This window comes from Streptomyces sp. SCSIO ZS0520, from assembly GCF_025643355.1.
Lineage (GTDB): Bacteria > Actinomycetota > Actinomycetes > Streptomycetales > Streptomycetaceae > Streptomyces > Streptomyces physcomitrii.
In genome coordinates, this window is record NZ_CP092644.1 from 4486605 (window position 1) to 4504512 (window position 17908).

Below are 17908 nucleotides of genomic sequence, written 5' to 3' on the forward strand. Positions count from 1 at the left end.
AACGTGGCTGGATTCCGCCGGGTCGGGTGCCGGGAGGCGGGGCGGGCGGCGCGGATCCGGGCGTCGGGGGCTGTCCCGGTGGTGCGGGTTCGGTGGCGCGGGCTCGGGACGGGGGCTAGGTCGGGAGGGTCTGGGGCCGGCTTCTGCCGAGCCGCGGAAAGACTCACCCGTCCCCGGTCCCCGGTCCCCGGTCTTCGGTCCCGGAAAGGCTCACCCGCGCACAAGAAATACGGCCCGTTTGCTCACTCGCCGACAAGAAGGCGGGTCACGGCGGCCGCCGCTCCGGTTTCTGCGGGGCGGAGTATTGCGGCCGCTGGTTACCTGCTCGTAACGTCACGGCGAGTGCTCGATCGGGTCAGCCAACGGGCCTGGCTGGCTTTTCCGTTACGTGTGTCGTGTCGATGCCCCCTGCCCTGTTCCGGTGTCCGGCACCGGCGCCGGGCAGCCCCGCTGGCGCGGCCACGACTGAGGAAGGAACCGCATCCATGCACAAACTTGTACGCAAGGCCGCCGTCGTCGTTGCCGCGAGCAGCGCCGCCTTCGGCCTCGCCGTCACCTCCACGTCGGCTGCCCCCCAGGCCACGTGGACCGTCACCCCGGGCGGCGCCGTCACCGCCCACGCCGACAATCCCGCCGTCGTCACGGACTCCGGTGAGTTCGCCTGTGACAGCGCCGACGGCACCGGTTCGGTGAAGGGTGGCTCCGGTCTCGACGGCGCCGGGATCGGCAGCATCGACAGCCTGTCCTTCGACGGCTGCTCGGCGCTGGGTCTCACCCTGGAGATCACCACGAACGGCACGCCCTACGCCATCAACATCACCGGTGTCAGCGCCGACAACCCGGACCATGTCACCGGGGAGATCGCCGGTGTCAACGCCCATGTGTCCGGCCCCGCCTGCTCGGCCGACTTCACCGGCACCGTGCACGGCTACTTCGACAACACCAAGAGCGCGCTGATCGCCGACGGCACCAGCCAGGACCTGACCGCCTCCAACGCCAGCTGCCTCGGCATCATCAACAACGGCGACACCGTCGCGCTGAAGGCGACCGTCGAGATGTCCCCGGGCCAGACCATCACCGCGGACTGACCCGGAGGCGCCGCCCGGGCCCCGCACCTGGACATCGGCCGCCGGGCCGCACCTCCTCCCGGCCGCCCGCCCTCACCGGCGGACGGCCACCGCTCCCGCACCGCTCCCGCACCGCGAACCGACTGCCCGTCCCGGCCGCCTCCCGGCCCGGGGCGGGCAGTCCGTCTGCCCGGGAGAGTGCGCGATCGGAGGCCGGGCCTCCAGTCCGAACCTCGGCCGAGTCCTCAGCCGGAGCCTCGGCCAGTTCCTCAGCCCGGCGCTCAGCCTGGTTCTCGGTCAGTCCCTCAGCCCGATCCGCAGCCGGGCCCCAAGCTCCGGCGGCAAGCTCCCCGTCTCAGCCCCTCCCCGGCCGCACCCGGGCCTCCTCGGTCGCGCAGAGGCGGACCTCCGTGGTGTTGCGGGTGCGGACCCCCGGCAGCCAACCCGTCGTGCCCTCCCGGGTGGTGGCCAGGTACCAGCGGGTGGAGGTCATCCCGCTCTCGTCCCGGACCAGGGTGCCGTCCGTGACCACGCACCGGGCGCTGAGCCGGTCGCGGCCCCAGACATGGCCCGCCGCGTTGTCCGGGGCGGCATAGCGGCCGTACGGGGTCCTCGCCAGCCTGAGGGCGCACTCCAGGGTGCGGTGGTCCCGGCAGGCCGTCTCGGCGTTGTGGACGGTGAGGGTCGGGGCCGCGTGCCCGGCCGGGTGCTGGCCGTCCGGGACGCCGGGGGTGAGGAGCAGCCAGCCCCCGGCGCCGATGAGCAGGACGGCGAGCGCGGCGGCCAGCGAGAGAACGGCGCGGTGGTGTCCCGCGCGACGCGAGGCGCGGGCGTGCGGGACGGAGCCCCTGGGCCGGACGGATCGCCCGGGCGGGACGGATCGCCCGGGCGGGACGCGGCCCTTGGCTGGGCCGGATCCCCGTCGTAGGACGGGCCTTTTGGACAGGAGGGTGTTCTCCGCCGGGCGGGATCCCCTGGCCGGAGCGGATCCCGCCGCTAGGACGCCCCCCGCTGCCTCGGGGCCGCGCACCCGCTCCCACAGGCCGGGGGGAGTGCGGATCTCCGTCTCGGCGGCCCGGAGCCGTGCGCGCAGTACGGCGACGGTGGGCTGTGGGTCTTCCTCGTCGTCAGGACTCATCGTGCCCTCGTCCTTCCCGCTGGAGGTCGCTCAGGGAGCCCTTGAGCTTGCGCAGGGCCCTGCCGCGGGTCCGGGCCACGGTGCCGCGGTGGACCGAGAGGATCTCGGCGGCCCGGTCGATGGTGTAACCGTCCAGGTCGACGAGTATCACCACGGCCGCCTGGCGTACGGAGAGTTGCCCGAGGAGCCGTACCGCCTCCAGTTCGGCGGTGCGCTGCTCGACGCCGCCGTCCCAGGACCAGTTCGCCGACTCCGGGATGTCCGCGACCGGGGTCTGCCGCCGCTCCCGGCGCCAGCCGCTGCGCAGCACGCTGAGCAGGGTGGCGAAGGCGTAGGCGTAGGGCTCCGGGTGGGCGAGGAACTTCTGCGGGCGCGGGGCGATCTTCAGATAGACCTCGTGCACGGCGTCCTCCGCGGCGTGGGGCGTGCCCGCGAGCATCGCCGCCCGCCGGTACAGCCGGTCGAGCAAGGAGCAGAAGACCTCGTCGAAGGAGGCGCGGGAGGCTTCGGTGGCCGGTGGACCGGGTGAACTCCCTTCTGCGGTGGCGGGCTTGGTGGCGAGCCGGTCGTCCGGTGGTCGTGGACCGGGTGGGTGGTCGGGTCGTGGCGGCGTGGACGTCTTCGGCCCGCCGCCGGGGTCTGAGCGTGGCACGTGCAGTGCTTCCCCCGTGATGGCCGCGTGTGCTGTCGCGGTCACCCGTGCCCGTGGCTTGAGTGGGGTAATCGGCATCTTCGCCCCTTTTCGATGTGCTTGGGGGCAAAGGGCGCGCGGGTCGGAGCCCGGCTGGTCGCGTGCGCCCCGGGACACCGCGCGGTGTCCCGGGGCGCTCCGTGGTGGGGAGCGCCGGCTGGGCCCCGGCCCCCGTGGAGGGGCCCGGCCGGCAGGGTCAGCAGGCCGGTTTGACGAGGTCGAGCCTGCTGCCGAACTTGCCGTCCGCCTTATAGGCGTTCGAGTAGTCCCCGGGGGTCACGGCGCGGCTCTCCGCCGGGTCCGTGTCGACGAAGCAGGCGGCGGCGTTGGCCACGAAGGAGCCGACGTTGTCGTGGAGGGCGGGCGGCAGGTTCAGCTGGCCGCTGCCCGGGGACCAGCGCCAGGTGGGGGCGCCGGGCATGTCGTTGTCCTGCCAGAAGCAGACCTCTTGGGGGCCGCAGTCGGCCGCCGCCTTGCTGTCCGCGGCGAGGGCGCTGCCCGCGCCGAGCAGGGAGCCGGTCAGCACGCACACCGACAGTGCGCCGAGGATCCGGGCACGAGTCCTGGTCATCTTTCTTCTCCCGTTTGTCTTCTGTCTCTGTCTGCGGTCTCCGACCGCTCTGGTCAGTGCGGTGTCCGGCCGGACACTCTCCATACGCCTGGGGAGGCCGATCCGTATGACACCGTTCGGGAGTTTTTTTCTGCCGTTGCGGGGCGGCGGGTCGGGGGCGGGTCTCCCCGACGGCCGCCGTCCGGGCGGTCGTCCGTGCGAGGGGCCGCTGTCGGTGGGGTCTCCTACGGTGTGTCAGGAGGGCGACACAGAGTGAGAGTTGCCGGTGCGAGGGGCGGCCGGGCGCGGGTGCGGGTCAGGCCGGAAAGGGCCCTGCGCGGGAGCCCGGAACCCGCGCGAGCCGCTCCGCGGCGCCGCCCTCCGTGGTGAAATGAAAGCTGTCTTCCGCCCGGTTGAGGAGTGGCTCGGTGCGCAAGGTCTGGATCGTCGGCGGGCTCGCCGGTTCGCTGTGCTCGTTCGTCGCGCTGCTGCTCATCGGCACCTTCGTGGTCGCCGGGAACATGTCCACCGGCAACGGCGGCGGCTCGGTGGGCCTGGCCAAGGGCGCCGTACCGGCCGCGTACCAGCCGCTGGTGCAGAAGTGGGGCAACCTCTGCCCGGCGCTCAACCCGGCGCTGCTCGCCGCGCAGTTGTACCAGGAGAGCGGCTTCAACCCGCGGGCGAAGAGCCCGGCGGACGCCCGCGGGATAGCGCAGTTCATCCCGGGCACCTGGGCCGCCCACGGGGTCGACGGCGACGGCGACGGCGACCGGGACATCTGGGACCCCGCCGACGCCATCCCCTCGGCCGCCGCCTACGACTGCGATCTCGCCAAGTACGTGCGCAAGGCGCCCGGCAACCAGACGCACAATATGCTGGCCGCCTACAACGCGGGCGCCTACGCCGTCATCAAGTACTCCGGGGTGCCGCCCTACCAGGAGACGCAGAACTACGTCCGCGTCATCACCACCCTGGAGAAGAGCTTCGCCCGGCCGATCACCCGGGTCGACCCCTCCCAGCAGGCCGCGAGCGCCATCTACTACGCGCAGAAGAAGCTCGGCACCGAGTACCTCTGGGGCGGCAACGGCACCGCCGACCAGGGCGGGCGCTTCGACTGCTCGGGGCTGACCAAGGCCGCGTACGAGAGTGTCGGGATCGCGCTGCCGCGGGTGGCCAACGACCAGTACAACGCCGGGCCGCATCCGGACCGGGACGAACTCCTGCCCGGGGACCTGGTGTTCTTCTCCGACGATCTCACCAACTCGCGGGCGATCCGGCATGTGGGGCTCTACGTGGGCGGCGGCTACATGATCGACGCGCCGCGGCCCGGGGCGGTCATCCGTTTCGACCCGGTCGACACTCCCGATTATTTCGGCGCCACCCGGGTCACCAAGGATGGCGCGAAGGCGCTGCCGACAAACCCGGCCAAGGCCTGAATCGCCGGAGCAAACGGGCGGGCGGCGGCCGGAGCCGGTGACGCCGGGTGAGGGCAGAAGGGGGCGCTTGGCCGAAACCCTGCGCCGGATACCCCGTTCTGAGCTGCGGTGACGTATTTCTCTTCGATAACGGGTGGATGATCCTTCGGCAGATCGTGGAACGTATCGACACGGTGTGTGCGTTCCTTTGCTGTGTGCACTGAAGACCACGGGGGGCCGGAAGGCCGGTGCGTTCCCGCGCGCCGGTACGAAGAGACAGGAGCCGCTGCGTGAACGCCGGTCTCAAGGCATCGGGGTCCAACCCCGACGTCAGCCTGCTCCATGACGTCAACCACCTGAGCCGCAGCACCCCGGGCTGGTTCGACCGCACGGTCGAGGCCGCCGGGAACTACGGGCTGCTGCTCGCCCTGATCCCGCTGCTCGCCGCCTGCTGGTGGCAGGTGCGGCGCAGCGGCGGCGACCCGGACCGGGCGGCCGCCTCGACGGCGGCGGTGCTGTGGGCGCCGATCGCCGGCGCGCTCGCCCTCCTGGTGAACCTTCCGATAAAGGACTTCGTCGGCCGCCCCCGCCCCTTCGCCGACCACGCGGACGTGGACGTCCTCGCCGAGGGCACCCACGGCTTCTCCTTCGTCAGCGACCACGCGACCCTCGCCATGGCGATCGGCGCGGCCCTCTTCGTCGCCCACCGCGGCTTCGGCCTCGCGGCCCTCGGGATCGCGCTGCTCCAGGGCGCCTGCCGGGTCTATCTGGGCGTCAACTACCCGACGGACGTGGTCGGCGGCTTCGCGCTCGGCACCGCGGTCGCCCTGCTCCTCGCCCCCGGCGCCGCCGCCCTGCTCACCCCCCTGATGAAGGCCGTCGGACGGGCGCCCCGGGTCGGCGTGCTGGTCAGCGCCCCGCGCCCCGCCTCCGTACCCGCCCAACAGCTGGAGCTGCCCGAACCCCGCCCCGAGGGCCCCTCGGAACGCGATCTGGCCGCCTGAACGCCCGTCACCGGCCGCCGGGCAGACGGGGGTTCACGGCACCTGGTGGCACTCCGGCCCGCGGCGTCCGCGGTCGAGCGGCGCCCTCCAGCCCCGCGGCCAGGGCGCCCGCCGGTACGAGCGGCGAGCTACGGCCCCGGCCCGAAGCATTCGCCGGTACGAGCGGGGCGCTCTACAGCCCCTGTCCGAAGGAGAAGAACCGCTCCGGGTCGTACTTCTTCTTCACCTGGGCGAGGCGGGCCGCGCCCGTGCCGTAGTAGGCGCCGCGCCAGTCGTCCAGCTGCGGGTCGATGTAGTTCTGGTAGGCGGCGCCGGAGGCGTGGCGGCGCATCGCGGTGTGGGTGCTCCGCAGCCAGGACTCGACGGTGGTGCCCGGACTCCCCGCCCGCCAGGCCCCGGTGTACTGCGCGAGGAAGCGGGAGCGCCGGTGCACGAAGGCCGTCGCGCCGGGGTCGACCCGGTTGATCGCACCGCCGAGCGCGGTCAGCGAGAAGGCGCCGCTGCCGCCGCGTACCGACTGGATGCGGTCGAGCAGGGCCTGGATCCCGGCCGTGGAGAGCGAGCGGTCGAAGAAGTCGGAGCGGGCCGCGTAGGTCTCGCGGCCGAGGGCGCCCGCCCGGTTGCGGCCCGGGGTCTCGCCCGGCAGATGGCACATCGCGTCGGAGTAGCCGGAGCAGCCCGCGTAGACGTCCATCGCGGCCTGGTAGGCGCGGCGCTTGAGCGAGACGCTGCGCGCGGGGGCGCCGACGCGGTCCGCGAGCCGGTCCACCGCGTTCTGCAGATCCCCGTAACTCCCCAGCGAGAAGGCGGCGACGGAGACGGTCGGGGTGCCGCCCTCGGTGTTGTCCAGGTGCAGCGAGGACCAGATCTCGTCGGGCTGGGCGGGCCCCCACTCCTGCCAGGCCTTCACCACCGCGGCGGCCCGGGAGAAGGGCCAGCTCATGAAGGCGCTGACGCCCTCGGGCGCGTCATGGGTGCGGAAGCGCAGCTCGGTGACGACGCCGAAGTTGCCGCCGCCCGCGCCGCGCAGCGCCCAGAACAGGTCCGGGTTCTCGTCCTTGCTGGCGGTGAGCTGCTTGCCCGCGGCGGTCAGCACGGTGGCCGAGGTGAGGCTGTCGCAGGTCAGCCCGTAGGCGCGGGAGGCGACGCCGTGGCCGCCGCCCAGGGTGAGCCCGCTGACGCCGACGGTGGGGCAGGAGCCCGCCGGGATGGTCACCCCGCGCGGGGACAGGCCCCGGTAGACGTCCATGAGCTTGGCGCCCGCGCCGACGACCGCCTCTCTGCCGCTGACCCGGACCGCGGCGAGCCGGGAGACGTCGAGGATCAGGCGGCCGTCGCCGGAGGAGTAACCGGCGTAGGAGTGGCCGCCGTTGCGGATGGCGAGCGGGATCCGGTGGGCGCGGGCGTAGGCGAGGGTGGTCCGTATGTCGTCGAGGTGGGCGACATAGGCGACCGCGGTCGGCTTCAGCGCGTCGAAGCGGGTGTTGTACAGCTGGCGGGCGGTGGCCCACTCCTTGTCGCCCGGGCGGACCAGGAGTCCGTCCAGATCGCCGGCGAGCGCCTTCCAGTCGGCGGGCGCCGAGGAGGAGGCGGCGGTGCGGGTGGCCGTGCCCTTCGGGTCGCCGGGCGGGGTCGAGGCCCCGTCCGCCCCGGTGCCGGAGGGGCGGCAGGCAGCCGTGGCCGCGCCGGTCGCCAGCGCCGCGGCCCCGAGGCCGAGACCCCCGAGACCCTCCAGGACCCTGCGCCGCTCCATGCCGCCTCCGCTCGTCGTCCGGCCCGGTTGGTTCACTACCTGCCCGGTGAACGAGACGGCATCCGTGAGGGGTCGGGTTCCCCTGCGCGCGAAGGGATGTGAACGGGGCGCGGGGCGGCGGGAGATGAGGCACGGGCATGCGGGGACCGGCCGCCTCCGGGGAGGACGGCCGGTCCGGGGCCGGTGCGCGGGGCCGGTCAGCCGATCCGGGTACCGGGTCTGCCGGCCGGTCCGGGTAGCGGTCTTCTCAGCCGATCTGCGTACCGGTCTTCTGCAGGGCCTCGCCCACCGGCTGGAAGAAGGTGACGCCGCCCATGGTGCAGTTGCCGTTCCCGCCGGAGGTGAGGCCGAGGGCGCTCTCGCCGTCGAAGAGCGAGCCGCCGCTGTCGCCGGGCTCGGCGCAGACATCGGTACGGATCAGGCCCTCGACCGCGCCCTCCTTGTAGTTGACGGTGGCGTTCAGCGCGGTGACCTCGCCGTCGTGCACCTTGGTGGTGCTGCCGCTGCGGGTCACCTGCTGGCCGACGGTGGCCTGGCCCGCCTTGGAGATCTTCTGGCGGCTGCCGTCGTAGAGGTCGACCGCGCTCGGGTGCGGGGTGTCGCCGGTGTACTTGGCGAGCCCGTAGTCGTCGCCGGGGAAGCTGCCGCTCTGCGTCTTGGCGATGACCGGGCCGCCCTGCTTCGCGGACCAGGAGGCGATCGCCTCGGTGCAGTGCCCGGCGGTGAGGAAGTACGGCTTGCCGCCCTTGGTGACGTTGAAGCCCAGCGAACAGCGCCCGCCCTCGCCCCAGATGGCCTGCCCGCCCGCGACCAGCGGGCGGAACTCCCCGGCCGTACGGGTGACGGTGGCCCGGTCGCCGAGGGAGTCGACCACCTTGGTCAGCCGCGCGAGCCGCTCGCCGGTGACGGTGCGGTCCGCGGTGACGACGATCCGGTTGGTCTTCGGGTCCATCGCCCAGGAGCTGCCGGGCACGGAGGCGCGCTCCTTGAGGGTGGCGCGGGCGGCGTCCAGGGTGGCGAGGGAGTGCTCGACGAGGCGGGACTCGGCGCCCGCGGCACGCACCCGGTCGGCGGCCTTCTCGTCGAGGACGTTGACCACGAGCCTGCGGTTCACGGCGTCGTAGTAGGCACCCGCGGCGGCCGGGCCGAGCTGGGCGCTGATGTCCGCGGCCAGTTGGGCGGCGGCCCCGGCCGTCAGCGGGTCGGGCGAGGGGGCGGCGCTCGCGGTGGGCAGCGCGGCGGCGCCGAGCAGGAGGGCCGCACCGGCGGCGGCGAGCGCGGTGCTCCGCAGCGACGGACGGGCGGCGTGACGCGGGGTGGGGCGGGCGTGCTTCAACGCGAACCTCCAGGGGGACGGGGCCGGGCCGGTCGGCCGGGCCGGGAGGCGCCGGGCACCTCGCGCACCACGTCCGGGGCCCTCCGTCGGGATCGGGCCGGATCCGGGAGCGGGGGGTCGGTCCGCAGCACCTCCCGGAACGACACATTTGCCGCATACCGCACCGCCCGCAACTGCGGGGCCACCCACCCGGGCTGAGGGGGCGTGAGGAAGCACCCGGCACCGGAGGGGGTGCGCGGGCGCGGGGGAGCGGGTACGCGCGCGGGCTCAGCCGAGGGCGGCGAGGTGACCTTCGGCGTCAGCCCGGGCCTTGCTGCGCGCCCGCCTGGCCGGGCCGCGCCAGCCGCAGCCGCACCGGGCCGCGCAGAAGCGGCCGTTCTCCACGGTTGTCGTGCGGTGTTCCCCGGGACCGCCCGGGACCGGCTCCTCCTGCTGCTGCGCCACGCCCCCAACGTACCCGCGCCGGATGAACCCAGACGCGTGACGGCGGCCCCTACCGGTCGTTAACCGGAGCGACGGGAGCCCGGATCCGGCACGGGGATGGCAGTGATGGTGAGGCAGCGGCGGACGCCTTCGGGAGGTACGGCCGTCGCCCTGTGCGCGGCGGGGCTGATGGCGCTGAGCGCCTGTGCCGGTGACGGCGCGGCCGTGGACTCGCGCCCCCCGCGCGATCCGGCCGAGGCCGTCCACCGGGCCGCCGCGGCGCTGACCGAGGCGGGCAGTTCGCGGGCCACCACCTCGATGGAGATGGCCACCGGCGGCACCCGGGTGACCATCCGCGGCGAGGGCGTCTACGACTTCCGGCGGGCGCTCGGGCAGCTGCGGGTACTGCTGCCGCAGGACCCGGCGGGCGAGCGGCAGCACCGGCCGCTGACCGAACTCCTCTCGCCGGGCGCCCTCTACATGAAGAACCGCGGTGCCGGGGTCCCCGCCGACAAGTGGGTGCGCATCGAGACGGCCTCGCTCTCGGACGGCAACCTGGTCACCGGCGGGGCCACCGATCCGCTCACCGCGGCCCGGATCCTGCGCGGGGCGCGGGGGGTGGTCTTCGCGGGCAGCGGCGATCTGGCGGGCGTCGCGGTGCGCCGCTACCGGGGTGTCGCGGATCTGCGCCAGGCGGCCCGGAGCCTGCCCGCCGGGGAGCGGGGGCCGCTGCTCGCCGCGGCGAAAGGGTTCGGCAGCAGCCGGGTGCCCTTCGAGGTCTCCCTCGACGAGCAGGGCCGGGTGCGCAAGCTGCGCCACCGCTTCGTCTACGACGCGGGGCGCGCGGAGCCGGTCGCGGTCGCCTCGACGCTGCTGCTCTACGCGTTCGGGGCGCCGGCCGAGGTGCGGCTGCCCGCGGCGGCGGACATCTACGCGGGGAAGATCGCGGAGTAGGGGCCGGGCCTTGGGGGCCGGGTGCGCTCCGGCGGTGTTCCGCGCGGGCGCCGGTGCTGACCCGCGCGGGCTCCGGCAGGATGCCGGGAGGGCTCCGGTGGGATCCCACGCGAGGTCAAGTCCGCCCCGCCGGGCGCCCGATGGGCTCCGTAACGCGTCCCGGGGCTTGATTTCGTCGGCCGTTGGATTTGTGGACTCGGTCACCGAACAGCCGCGCCCGGTACCGAAGATCCCTGTCCAGACGGTTCCACGCCCACCGGTACCCGGGCGGGGGGCCGGAAATGGTCCGTCCGTGCCATGCGCCGTCCGTGCGCCCCTCCCTACTCTGGGAAGCCGGAAGAGCTTCCCGGAGTGACCCGACGGAGGGCGGAGGTGAGCGGCGTGGCCGGAATGCGCGGCGCAACGGTCCACGACCATGTCGCCCTCGCCGAGATCGAACTCTGCGGCGACCTGATGATCGCCGCCTCGGCGAGCCGGGCGGAACGGCTCAGCGCCGACCGGATCGACGAGGTCCTGCGGGTCCACGACGAGCGGCACCGCCGACCCGCGGAGGAGAGACGGCGCCCGCCAGTGAGAAACCAGCGGCACTGAGAGTCCAGCTTCACTGAGAGACCGGCGGCACTGAGACACCAGCCCCACGGAGAGTCCAGCTCCACGGAGAGACCGGCGTCACCGGGAGACCAGTGTCACGGAGAAGCCGACACCACGGAGAAGCCGACGCCACGGAGAAGCGCGAGCCACGGAGGAACGCGCGCCACGGAAAATCCGCATGCCGCTGAGAAACCGGATGCCGTGCCCACCCGCTGACGGGTGGGCACGGCTTCGGTGCGTCCGGCGGCCCCGTGAGGCGCCGCTGCCTTCTCGGCCAGGTGGCGGTGCCCTCTGCCCCGGCCGGGCGGCGGTCGGAAAAGCGGAGAAACGGCAGCTGGCCGAAGAACGCCTGTGGACAAAAAATGACCGCGTCCCGACATGTGGACAAGTCCATCGGGATCAGGCCAGGGCGCATATGCCCCTCAGGTGCGCAGCAGCCGCCCGATCGCCTTGGTGGCCTCCTCGACCTTGGCGTCCACCTCGCCCGGGCCCTTGAGCGCCGCGTCCGCCACGCAGTGCCGCAGGTGCTCCTCCAGGAGCTGGAGCGCGAAGGACTGCAGCGCCTTGGTGGAGGCGGACACCTGGGTGAGTATGTCGATGCAGTAGACGTCCTCGTCGACCATCCGCTGCAGTCCGCGGATCTGGCCCTCGATCCGACGCAGTCGTTTGAGGTGCTCGTCCTTCTGTTTGTGGTAGCCGTGCACCCCGCGGTCGTGGTCCGTGACGACCTCGGCACCGGGCCCCTGCCCCGCCCGCTCCCGGGGTGCCGGGGCCGCCCCGCCGCTCGCCGCCCCGGCTTCGCTGGTCGTCATCGCGTCCTCCCTGGACGGTTCCGCGCCGTTCCGCAGAGCTTCTGCGGCCCTTCGGCGGGACTTCTGATTTCTGATACCCCTGGTGGGTATATGGTACGGGTTTCCGCTGGGTAAGGACCCCTTGGCCGTACCCAGTGCTGAGCACTGTGCCCGATGGGCGACACTGGTGGAACGCCGGTTAGCCGTGGCCGGATGATGCGCCTAGCATCAGCCTGACCGAAACCAGAGCACCCCGAGGACCCCCAGTGCGCTTTCGTCTGACCCCCAGGGAGACGAGCTTTTACGACATGTTCGCCGCCTCTGCGGACAACATCGTCACCGGCTCCCGTCTCCTGATGGAACTGCTCGGGGCCGACGCCTCGGCAAAGGCCGAGATCGCCGAGCGCATGCGGGCCGCGGAGCACGCCGGGGACGACGCGACCCACGCGATCTTCCACCAGCTCAACTCCTCGTTCATCACGCCCTTCGACCGCGAGGACATCTACTCGCTGGCGTCCAGCCTCGACGACATCATGGACTTCATGGAAGAGGCGGTCGACCTGGTCGTCCTCTACCAGGTCGACGAGCTGCCCAAGGGTGTGGAGCAGCAGATCGAGGTGCTCTCCCGGGCCGCCGACCTCACCGCGGAGGCGATGCCGAACCTCCGCACCATGGACAACCTCACCGAGTACTGGATCGAGGTCAACCGCCTGGAGAACCAGGCCGACCAGATCCACCGCAAGCTGCTCGCCCAGCTCTTCAACGGCAAGTACGACGCCATGGAGGTGCTGAAGCTGAAGCAGATCGTGGACGTACTGGAGGAGGCGGCGGACGCCTTCGAGCATGTGGCGAACACGGTGGAGACCATCGCGGTCAAGGAATCCTGAGGCCTCGTGGACACCTTCGCTCTTGTCGTGACCATCGGGGTCGCGCTCTTCTTCACGTACACCAACGGGTTCCACGATTCGGCGAACGCCATCGCCACCTCCGTGTCCACCCGTGCCCTCACCCCGCGCGCCGCCCTCGCGATGGCCGCGGTGATGAACCTCGCCGGTGCCTTCCTCGGCTCCGGTGTCGCCAAGACCGTCAGCGAGGGGCTCATCGAGACCCCGCAGGGCAGCAAGGGGATGGGCATCCTCTTCGCCGCGCTGGTCGGCGCCATCATCTGGAACCTGGTCACCTGGTACTTCGGCCTGCCGTCCTCCTCCTCGCACGCCCTGTTCGGCGGCATGGTCGGCGCGGCGCTCGCGGGCGGCATCGACGTGATCTGGTCCGGGGTGGTCGAGAAGGTCGTCATTCCGATGTTCGTCTCGCCGTTCATCGGGCTGATCTTCGGCTATCTGGTGATGTGCCTGATCCTGTGGATCTTCCGCAACTCCAACCCGCACAAGGCCAAGCGCGGCTTCCGGATCGCGCAGACCGTCTCCGCCGCGGGCATGGCGCTCGGCCACGGCCTCCAGGACGCCCAGAAGACGATGGGCATCGTGGTCATGGCCCTGGTCATCGCCGACACCGAGGAGTACGGCGACGCGATCCCGGTCTGGGTCAAGCTGGTCTGCGCGATCATGCTCTCGCTCGGTACGTACGCGGGCGGCTGGCGGATCATGCGCACCCTCGGCCGCAAGATCATCGAGCTGGACCCGCCGCAGGGCTTCGCCGCCGAGACCACCGGCGCCTCGATCATGTTCGGCTCCGCCTTCCTCTTCCACGCGCCCATCTCCACCACGCATGTGATCACCTCCGCGATCATGGGCGTCGGCGCGACGAAGCGGGTCAACGCGGTCCGCTGGGGCGTCGCCAAGAACATCGTCCTCGGCTGGTTCATCACCATGCCCGCCGCCGCCCTGGTCGCCGCGGCCAGCTACGGCCTGGTCTGGCTCGCCTTCGGCTAGCGGCCCGTACCAGGAACACCTCCGCGGACGAGGACCACGTACGTACACGAGAGAGGGCCCGCCCCCCGGGAGCCAGGGGGCGGGCCCTTTCGTCCTCGCGGTGGCACCGCCATGCAGCACCGCGAGGGGCAGGGGGCCGCCCGGGCAGGGGCGGCCGGGGCCGGTCAGCCGAAGCGGCCGGAGATGTAGTCCTCGGTGGCCTGCACGGAGGGGTTGGAGAAGATCCGCTCGGTCTCGTCGATCTCGATGAGCTTGCCGGGCTCGCCGACCGCGGCCAGGTTGAAGAAGGCGGTGCGGTCCGAGACGCGGGCGGCCTGCTGCATGTTGTGCGTCACGATGACGATGGTGAACCGCTCCTTCAGCTCCCCGATCAGGTCCTCGATGGCGAGGGTGGAGATCGGGTCGAGGGCGGAGCAGGGCTCGTCCATCAGGAGCACATCCGGCTCGACGGCGATCGCGCGGGCGATGCACAGCCGCTGCTGCTGGCCGCCGGAGAGCCCGGAACCGGGCTTGTTCAGGCGGTCCTTGACCTCGTTCCAGAGGTTGGCGCCCTTGAGCGACTTCTCCACGATCTCGCTCAGCTCGTTCTTGCGGTACGAGCCGTTCAGCCTCAGCCCCGCCGCGACGTTGTCGTAGATCGACATGGTCGGGAAGGGGTTCGGGCGCTGGAAGACCATGCCGACGGTGCGGCGGACCGCGACCGGGTCGATGGACGAGGCGTAGAGGTTCTCGTCGTCGAGGAGGACCTTGCCCTCGACCCGGCCGCCGGGGGTGACCTCGTGCATCCGGTTCAGGGTGCGCAGGAAGGTCGACTTGCCGCAGCCGGAGGGGCCGATGAAGGCGGTCACGGAGCGCGGCTCCACGGTCATCGAGATGTCCTCGATGGCCTTGTGGGAGCCGTAGTAGGCGGTGAGCCCGGAGACGTCGATGCGCTTGGCCATGGAAATCACTGCTTCTTTCGGGTCGCTGAGGCCGCGGTCAGCGACCGGACTGCGGGGCCTTCCAGCGGGCGATGCCGCGGGCCACCAGGTTGAGGATCATGACGAAGGCGATGAGCGCGAGCGAGGCGGCCCAGGCCCGGTCGTAGGCGGCGCCGCTGCCGGAGCTGTTCGCGTACTGCTGGTAGATGTACAGCGGCAGCGAGGCCTGCTCCCCCTCGAAGGGGTTGGTGTTGATGAAGCTGTTGCCCCACACCAGGAGCAGGACCGGCGCGGTCTCGCCGGTGATGCGCGCGACCGCCAGCATGACGCCCGTGGTGATGCCGCCGATCGAGGTCGGGACGACCACCTTGAGGATGGTGCGCCACTTGGGCACGCCGAGCGCGAGGCTGGCCTCCCGCAGCTCGTTCGGGACGAGCTTGAGCATCTCCTCGGTGGAGCGCACGATCACCGGGATCATCAGGATCGACAGGGCGAGCGAGCCGGCGAAGCCGGAGAAGTCGAAGCCGAGGATCAGGATCCAGAAGCTGAGGACGAACAGGCCCGCGACGATCGAGGGCACGCCCGTCATCACGTCGACGAAGAAGGTGACGGCCTTGGCGAGCCTGCCGCGCCCGTACTCCACCAGGTAGATGGCGGTGAACAGGCCGAGCGGCACGGACATCACGGTGGCGAGGCCGACCTGCTCCAGGGTGCCGATGATGGCGTGGTAGATGCCGCCGCCGGGCTCGGTGTCGGCGACCACGCCCATCGAGTGGCCGAGGAAGTAGCCGTCGAAGACCTTGGCGCCGCGCTTGACCGTCTCGTAGAGGAGGGAGGCGAGCGGGATCACGGCGAGGACGAAGGTGACCCAGACGACGCTGGTGGCGACCCGGTCCTTGGCCTGGCGGCGGCCCTCGACGGCGGCGGCCGCGGTGTAGGTGATCACCACGAAGAGCAGGGCGGCGATCAGTCCCCACTGGACCGTGTTGCCGAGACCGGCGAGCAGGCCGATGCCGGAGCCGAGCAGGACCGAGAGCAGGGCGATGCCCCAGGCGGAGCCGCGCGGCAGGCGGGCGGTCTTCAGGGTCCCCGGGCGCGGGGTGGTGGCTGCGTGGCTCATGCGTTGGCCCCCGAGTACTCCTTGCGGCGGGCGATGATGGCCCGGGCCGCGCCGTTGACCAGCAGGGTGATGACGAAGAGCACGAGGCCGGAGGCGATCAGGGCGTCCTGGCCCTGCACGGTGGCCTCGGAGAACTTGCTGGCGATGTTCTGGGCGAAGGTGCCGCCGCCCGGGTCGAGCAGGCTGGTCCTGATCACGAACTCCGGGGAGAGGACGGTGGCCACCGCCATGGTCTCGCCGAGCGCGCGGCCGAGGCCCAGCATCGAGGCGGAGATGATCCCGGAGCGGCCGAAGGGCAGCACCGACATCCGGATGACCTCCCAGCGGGTGGCGCCGAGCGCGAGGGCGGCCTCCTGGTGGGCGAGCGGGACCTGGCGGAAGACCTCGCGGCTCACATTGGTCACGATCGGCAGGATCATGATCGCGAGCAGGATGCCCACGGTGAACAGCGAGCGCGGGGCGCCGCCCTGCCAGTCGAGGACCCCGGTCCAGCCGAAGTACGTGTCGAGCCAGCCGTAGAGGCCGTTGAGGTGCGGCACCAGGACGAGGACGCCCCACAGGCCGTAGACGATCGAGGGCACCGCGGCGAGCAGGTCGATGGCGTAGCCGATCGGGCCGCTCAGCTTGCGCGGGGCGTAGTGGGTGAGGAAGAGGGCGATGCCGACCGCGACGGGTACCGCGATCACCATGGCGATCACCGAGGAGACCACCGTGCCGAAGGCGAGCACGGCGATGCCGAAGACCGGCGGGTCGCCGTTGGCCTCCCACTCGAAGGTGGTGAGGAAGTTGCCGTCGTTCTTCGAGAGGACGAGCGCGGCCCGGTACGCGAGGAAGCAGGCGATCGCGGCCATGATCAGCAGCAGCAGGATGCCGGAGCCGCGGGACAGGCCGAGGAAGATCCGGTCGCCGAGGCGGACCGAGGGGCGCTTGCTGCCCGGTTCGAGGGGCACGACGGTGGGCGGGGGAGGGGGAGCGGTGTCGCTCTTGGTCGATATATCCATGGGAGTTCTCCGGTCTGCGGGGCCGTGCCTCGGGCGCGGCTCCAGGCGGCGGTGCACCGGACGGTGCGGGCGGGCCCCCGGTGGCGGCCCGCCCGCACTCACGGTCAGCTCAGGCCGTTGATGACCTCGCGGACCTTCGTGTTGATCTCGGCCGGGATCGGGGCGTAGCCCTTCTCCTTGAGGACACCCTGGCCCTCGTCACTGGCGATGTAGCCGAGGAAGGCCTTCGTGGCGGGCAGCGTCTCCGCCTTGTTGCCCTTCTCGCAGGCGATCTCGTACGTCACCAGGGTGATCGGGTAGGCGCCCTCGGCGGCCGGCTTGTAGTTCAGCTCCAGGGAGTAGTCCTTGCCGGTGCCGACCCGCTTGGCCTCGGCGATCGCCTTGGTGGCGTTGTCGACGGTGGCCTTGACGGGCTCGGTGGCCTCGGTCTTCAGGCTGATGGTGTCGATCTCCTCGCCCGCGTACGAGAGCTCGAAGTAGGAGATCGCGCCCTCGGTCTCCTTGACGTTCTGGGCGAGGCCGGAGGAGCCGCTCGCGGCCTGGCCGCCCTTGGCCGCCCAGGCCTTGGCGGGCTCGTACGGCCAGTTCTGCGGGGCGGCGGCCTTCAGGTACTTGGTGAAGTTGTCCGTGGTGCCGGACTCGTCGGAGCGGTGGAAGGCCTGGATCTTGGTGCCCGGGAGGTCGGCCTTCGGGTTGAGCTTCTTGATGGCCTCGTCGTCCCAGGTCTTGATCTTGTCGTTGAAGATGTCGGCCAGGGTCTCGGCGTCCAGGACCAGGTCGTCGACGCCGGGGACGTTGTAGCCGACCGCGATCGGGCCGCCGACCATGGGCAGGTCCAGGGCCTGGCTGCCCTTGCAGACCTTCGAGGACTCCTTGATCTCGTCGTCCTTGAGCGCGGAGTCCGAGCCCGCGAAGGCCGTGGAGCCCTGCAGGAAGTCGGTGACGCCGGCGCCGGAGCCCTTGGGGTTGTAGTTGATCTGCACCTGGCAGGCGGCCGCGAAGTTCTTGCGCCAGGCGTCGATCGCGTTCTTCTGCGCGGAGGAGCCGGAGGCGCGGAGCTGGCCCTTGGCGTCCTCGCACTTGATGTTGCCGGAGTCGGCCGCCGCCGAGCTGTCGCCGCCGCCCGTGCCGCCGGTGTCGTCCGAACCACACGCCGTCAGGGCCAGGGCGCCGGAGACGGCGACGGCACCGATGCAGAGGGCGCGAAGCCGGTTCTTGCGCTGAAGCTTCACTTTCGGGATGTCCTTCCAGGAGCCGCCTTA

The 17908-nt window shown here is 71.9% G+C and carries 18 protein-coding genes; 7 read left to right on the forward strand and 11 right to left on the reverse strand.

All coding sequences use genetic code 11. The annotated features are described in order from the left end of the window. Window positions 1-485 precede the first annotated feature (485 nt). Window positions 486-1088: a hypothetical protein gene (locus MID12_RS17570; protein WP_040251916.1), complete on the forward strand. Its 603-nt coding sequence runs from the start codon at window positions 486-488 to the stop codon at window positions 1086-1088. A 334-nt stretch (window positions 1089-1422) separates the two neighbouring features. On the opposite strand, the gene MID12_RS17575 is transcribed toward MID12_RS17570, so the two are convergent. From MID12_RS17575 to MID12_RS17585, 3 genes are all read right to left on the reverse strand, one after another. Further along, window positions 1423-2205 carry a hypothetical protein gene (locus MID12_RS17575; protein WP_263168476.1) on the reverse strand — a complete coding sequence of 261 codons (783 nt, stop codon included), beginning with the start codon at window positions 2203-2205 and terminating at the stop codon, window positions 1423-1425. Then, a complete protein-coding gene (locus tag MID12_RS17580; RefSeq protein ID WP_263168479.1) occupies window positions 2195-2857 on the reverse strand; it encodes an RNA polymerase sigma factor in 663 nt (220 codons plus the stop codon). The genes MID12_RS17575 and MID12_RS17580 overlap by 11 nt, the downstream gene beginning before the upstream one ends. Window positions 2858-3092: 235 nt before the next feature. Continuing rightward, window positions 3093-3467 carry a hypothetical protein gene (locus tag MID12_RS17585; protein WP_263168481.1) on the reverse strand — a complete coding sequence of 125 codons (375 nt, stop codon included), beginning with the start codon at window positions 3465-3467 and terminating at the stop codon, window positions 3093-3095. 407 nt (window positions 3468-3874) lie between these two features. Here MID12_RS17585 and MID12_RS17590 point away from each other — a divergent pair, with 407 nt between their 5' ends. Both MID12_RS17590 and MID12_RS17595 read left to right on the forward strand, forming a co-directional pair. Beyond that, on the forward strand, window positions 3875-4882 hold the full coding sequence (locus MID12_RS17590) for an NlpC/P60 family protein (RefSeq protein ID WP_040251919.1): 1008 nt from the start codon (window positions 3875-3877) through the stop codon (window positions 4880-4882). A gap of 269 nt (window positions 4883-5151) precedes the next feature. Continuing rightward, window positions 5152-5865: a phosphatase PAP2 family protein gene (locus MID12_RS17595; RefSeq protein WP_263168486.1), complete on the forward strand. Its 714-nt coding sequence runs from the start codon at window positions 5152-5154 to the stop codon at window positions 5863-5865. 172 nt (window positions 5866-6037) lie between these two features. On the opposite strand, the gene MID12_RS17600 is transcribed toward MID12_RS17595, so the two are convergent. The 3 genes from MID12_RS17600 to MID12_RS17610 all read right to left on the reverse strand — a co-directional run bounded on the left by MID12_RS17600 (window position 6038) and on the right by MID12_RS17610 (window position 9398). After that, window positions 6038-7618, reverse strand: a complete 1581-nt coding sequence (locus MID12_RS17600) for an FAD-binding oxidoreductase (RefSeq protein ID WP_040251925.1) — start codon at window positions 7616-7618, stop codon at window positions 6038-6040. 247 nt (window positions 7619-7865) lie between these two features. Beyond that, the gene (locus MID12_RS17605; protein ID WP_078845053.1) at window positions 7866-8954 is read right to left on the reverse strand and encodes a S1 family peptidase; all 1089 of its coding nucleotides are present in this window, start codon (window positions 8952-8954) and stop codon (window positions 7866-7868) included. A gap of 267 nt (window positions 8955-9221) precedes the next feature. Next, a complete protein-coding gene (locus tag MID12_RS17610; protein ID WP_163011121.1) occupies window positions 9222-9398 on the reverse strand; it encodes a hypothetical protein in 177 nt (58 codons plus the stop codon). Window positions 9399-9503: 105 nt separating this feature from the next. Here MID12_RS17610 and MID12_RS17615 point away from each other — a divergent pair, with 105 nt between their 5' ends. Further along, the gene (locus MID12_RS17615; protein WP_263168490.1) at window positions 9504-10331 is read left to right on the forward strand and encodes a hypothetical protein; all 828 of its coding nucleotides are present in this window, start codon (window positions 9504-9506) and stop codon (window positions 10329-10331) included. Between the two features lie 390 nt (window positions 10332-10721). Continuing rightward, window positions 10722-10922 carry a hypothetical protein gene (locus tag MID12_RS17620; protein ID WP_052483173.1) on the forward strand — a complete coding sequence of 67 codons (201 nt, stop codon included), beginning with the start codon at window positions 10722-10724 and terminating at the stop codon, window positions 10920-10922. Between the two features lie 422 nt (window positions 10923-11344). Here the strand turns inward: MID12_RS17620 and MID12_RS17625 are convergent, their stop codons facing one another. Then, window positions 11345-11734 (reverse strand): metal-sensitive transcriptional regulator, encoded by a 390-nt coding sequence (locus MID12_RS17625; protein WP_040251936.1) that lies wholly within the window; start codon window positions 11732-11734, stop codon window positions 11345-11347. Between the two features lie 245 nt (window positions 11735-11979). Between MID12_RS17625 and MID12_RS17630 the strand changes: the two genes are divergently transcribed. Both MID12_RS17630 and MID12_RS17635 read left to right on the forward strand, forming a co-directional pair. Continuing rightward, a complete protein-coding gene (locus MID12_RS17630) occupies window positions 11980-12600 on the forward strand; it encodes a DUF47 domain-containing protein (RefSeq protein ID WP_040251939.1) in 621 nt (206 codons plus the stop codon). Between the two features lie 6 nt (window positions 12601-12606). Continuing rightward, window positions 12607-13605 (forward strand): inorganic phosphate transporter, encoded by a 999-nt coding sequence (locus tag MID12_RS17635; protein WP_040251941.1) that lies wholly within the window; start codon window positions 12607-12609, stop codon window positions 13603-13605. 164 nt (window positions 13606-13769) lie between these two features. On the opposite strand, the gene pstB is transcribed toward MID12_RS17635, so the two are convergent. From pstB to pstS, 4 genes are all read right to left on the reverse strand, one after another. After that, entirely contained in the window at window positions 13770-14546 is a 777-nt protein-coding gene (gene pstB / locus MID12_RS17640; protein ID WP_040251943.1) for a phosphate ABC transporter ATP-binding protein PstB, read from the reverse strand. A 37-nt stretch (window positions 14547-14583) separates the two neighbouring features. Continuing rightward, window positions 14584-15645, reverse strand: a complete 1062-nt coding sequence (gene pstA, locus MID12_RS17645; RefSeq protein WP_040251945.1) for a phosphate ABC transporter permease PstA — start codon at window positions 15643-15645, stop codon at window positions 14584-14586. Then, window positions 15642-16646, reverse strand: coding sequence for a phosphate ABC transporter permease subunit PstC (gene pstC / locus MID12_RS17650; protein ID WP_040251948.1), 1005 nt, complete (start codon window positions 16644-16646; stop codon window positions 15642-15644). The genes pstA and pstC overlap by 4 nt, the downstream gene beginning before the upstream one ends. Window positions 16647-16750: 104 nt before the next feature. Further along, window positions 16751-17878 (reverse strand): phosphate ABC transporter substrate-binding protein PstS, encoded by a 1128-nt coding sequence (gene pstS, locus MID12_RS17655; RefSeq protein ID WP_040251950.1) that lies wholly within the window; start codon window positions 17876-17878, stop codon window positions 16751-16753. Window positions 17879-17908 lie beyond the last annotated feature (30 nt).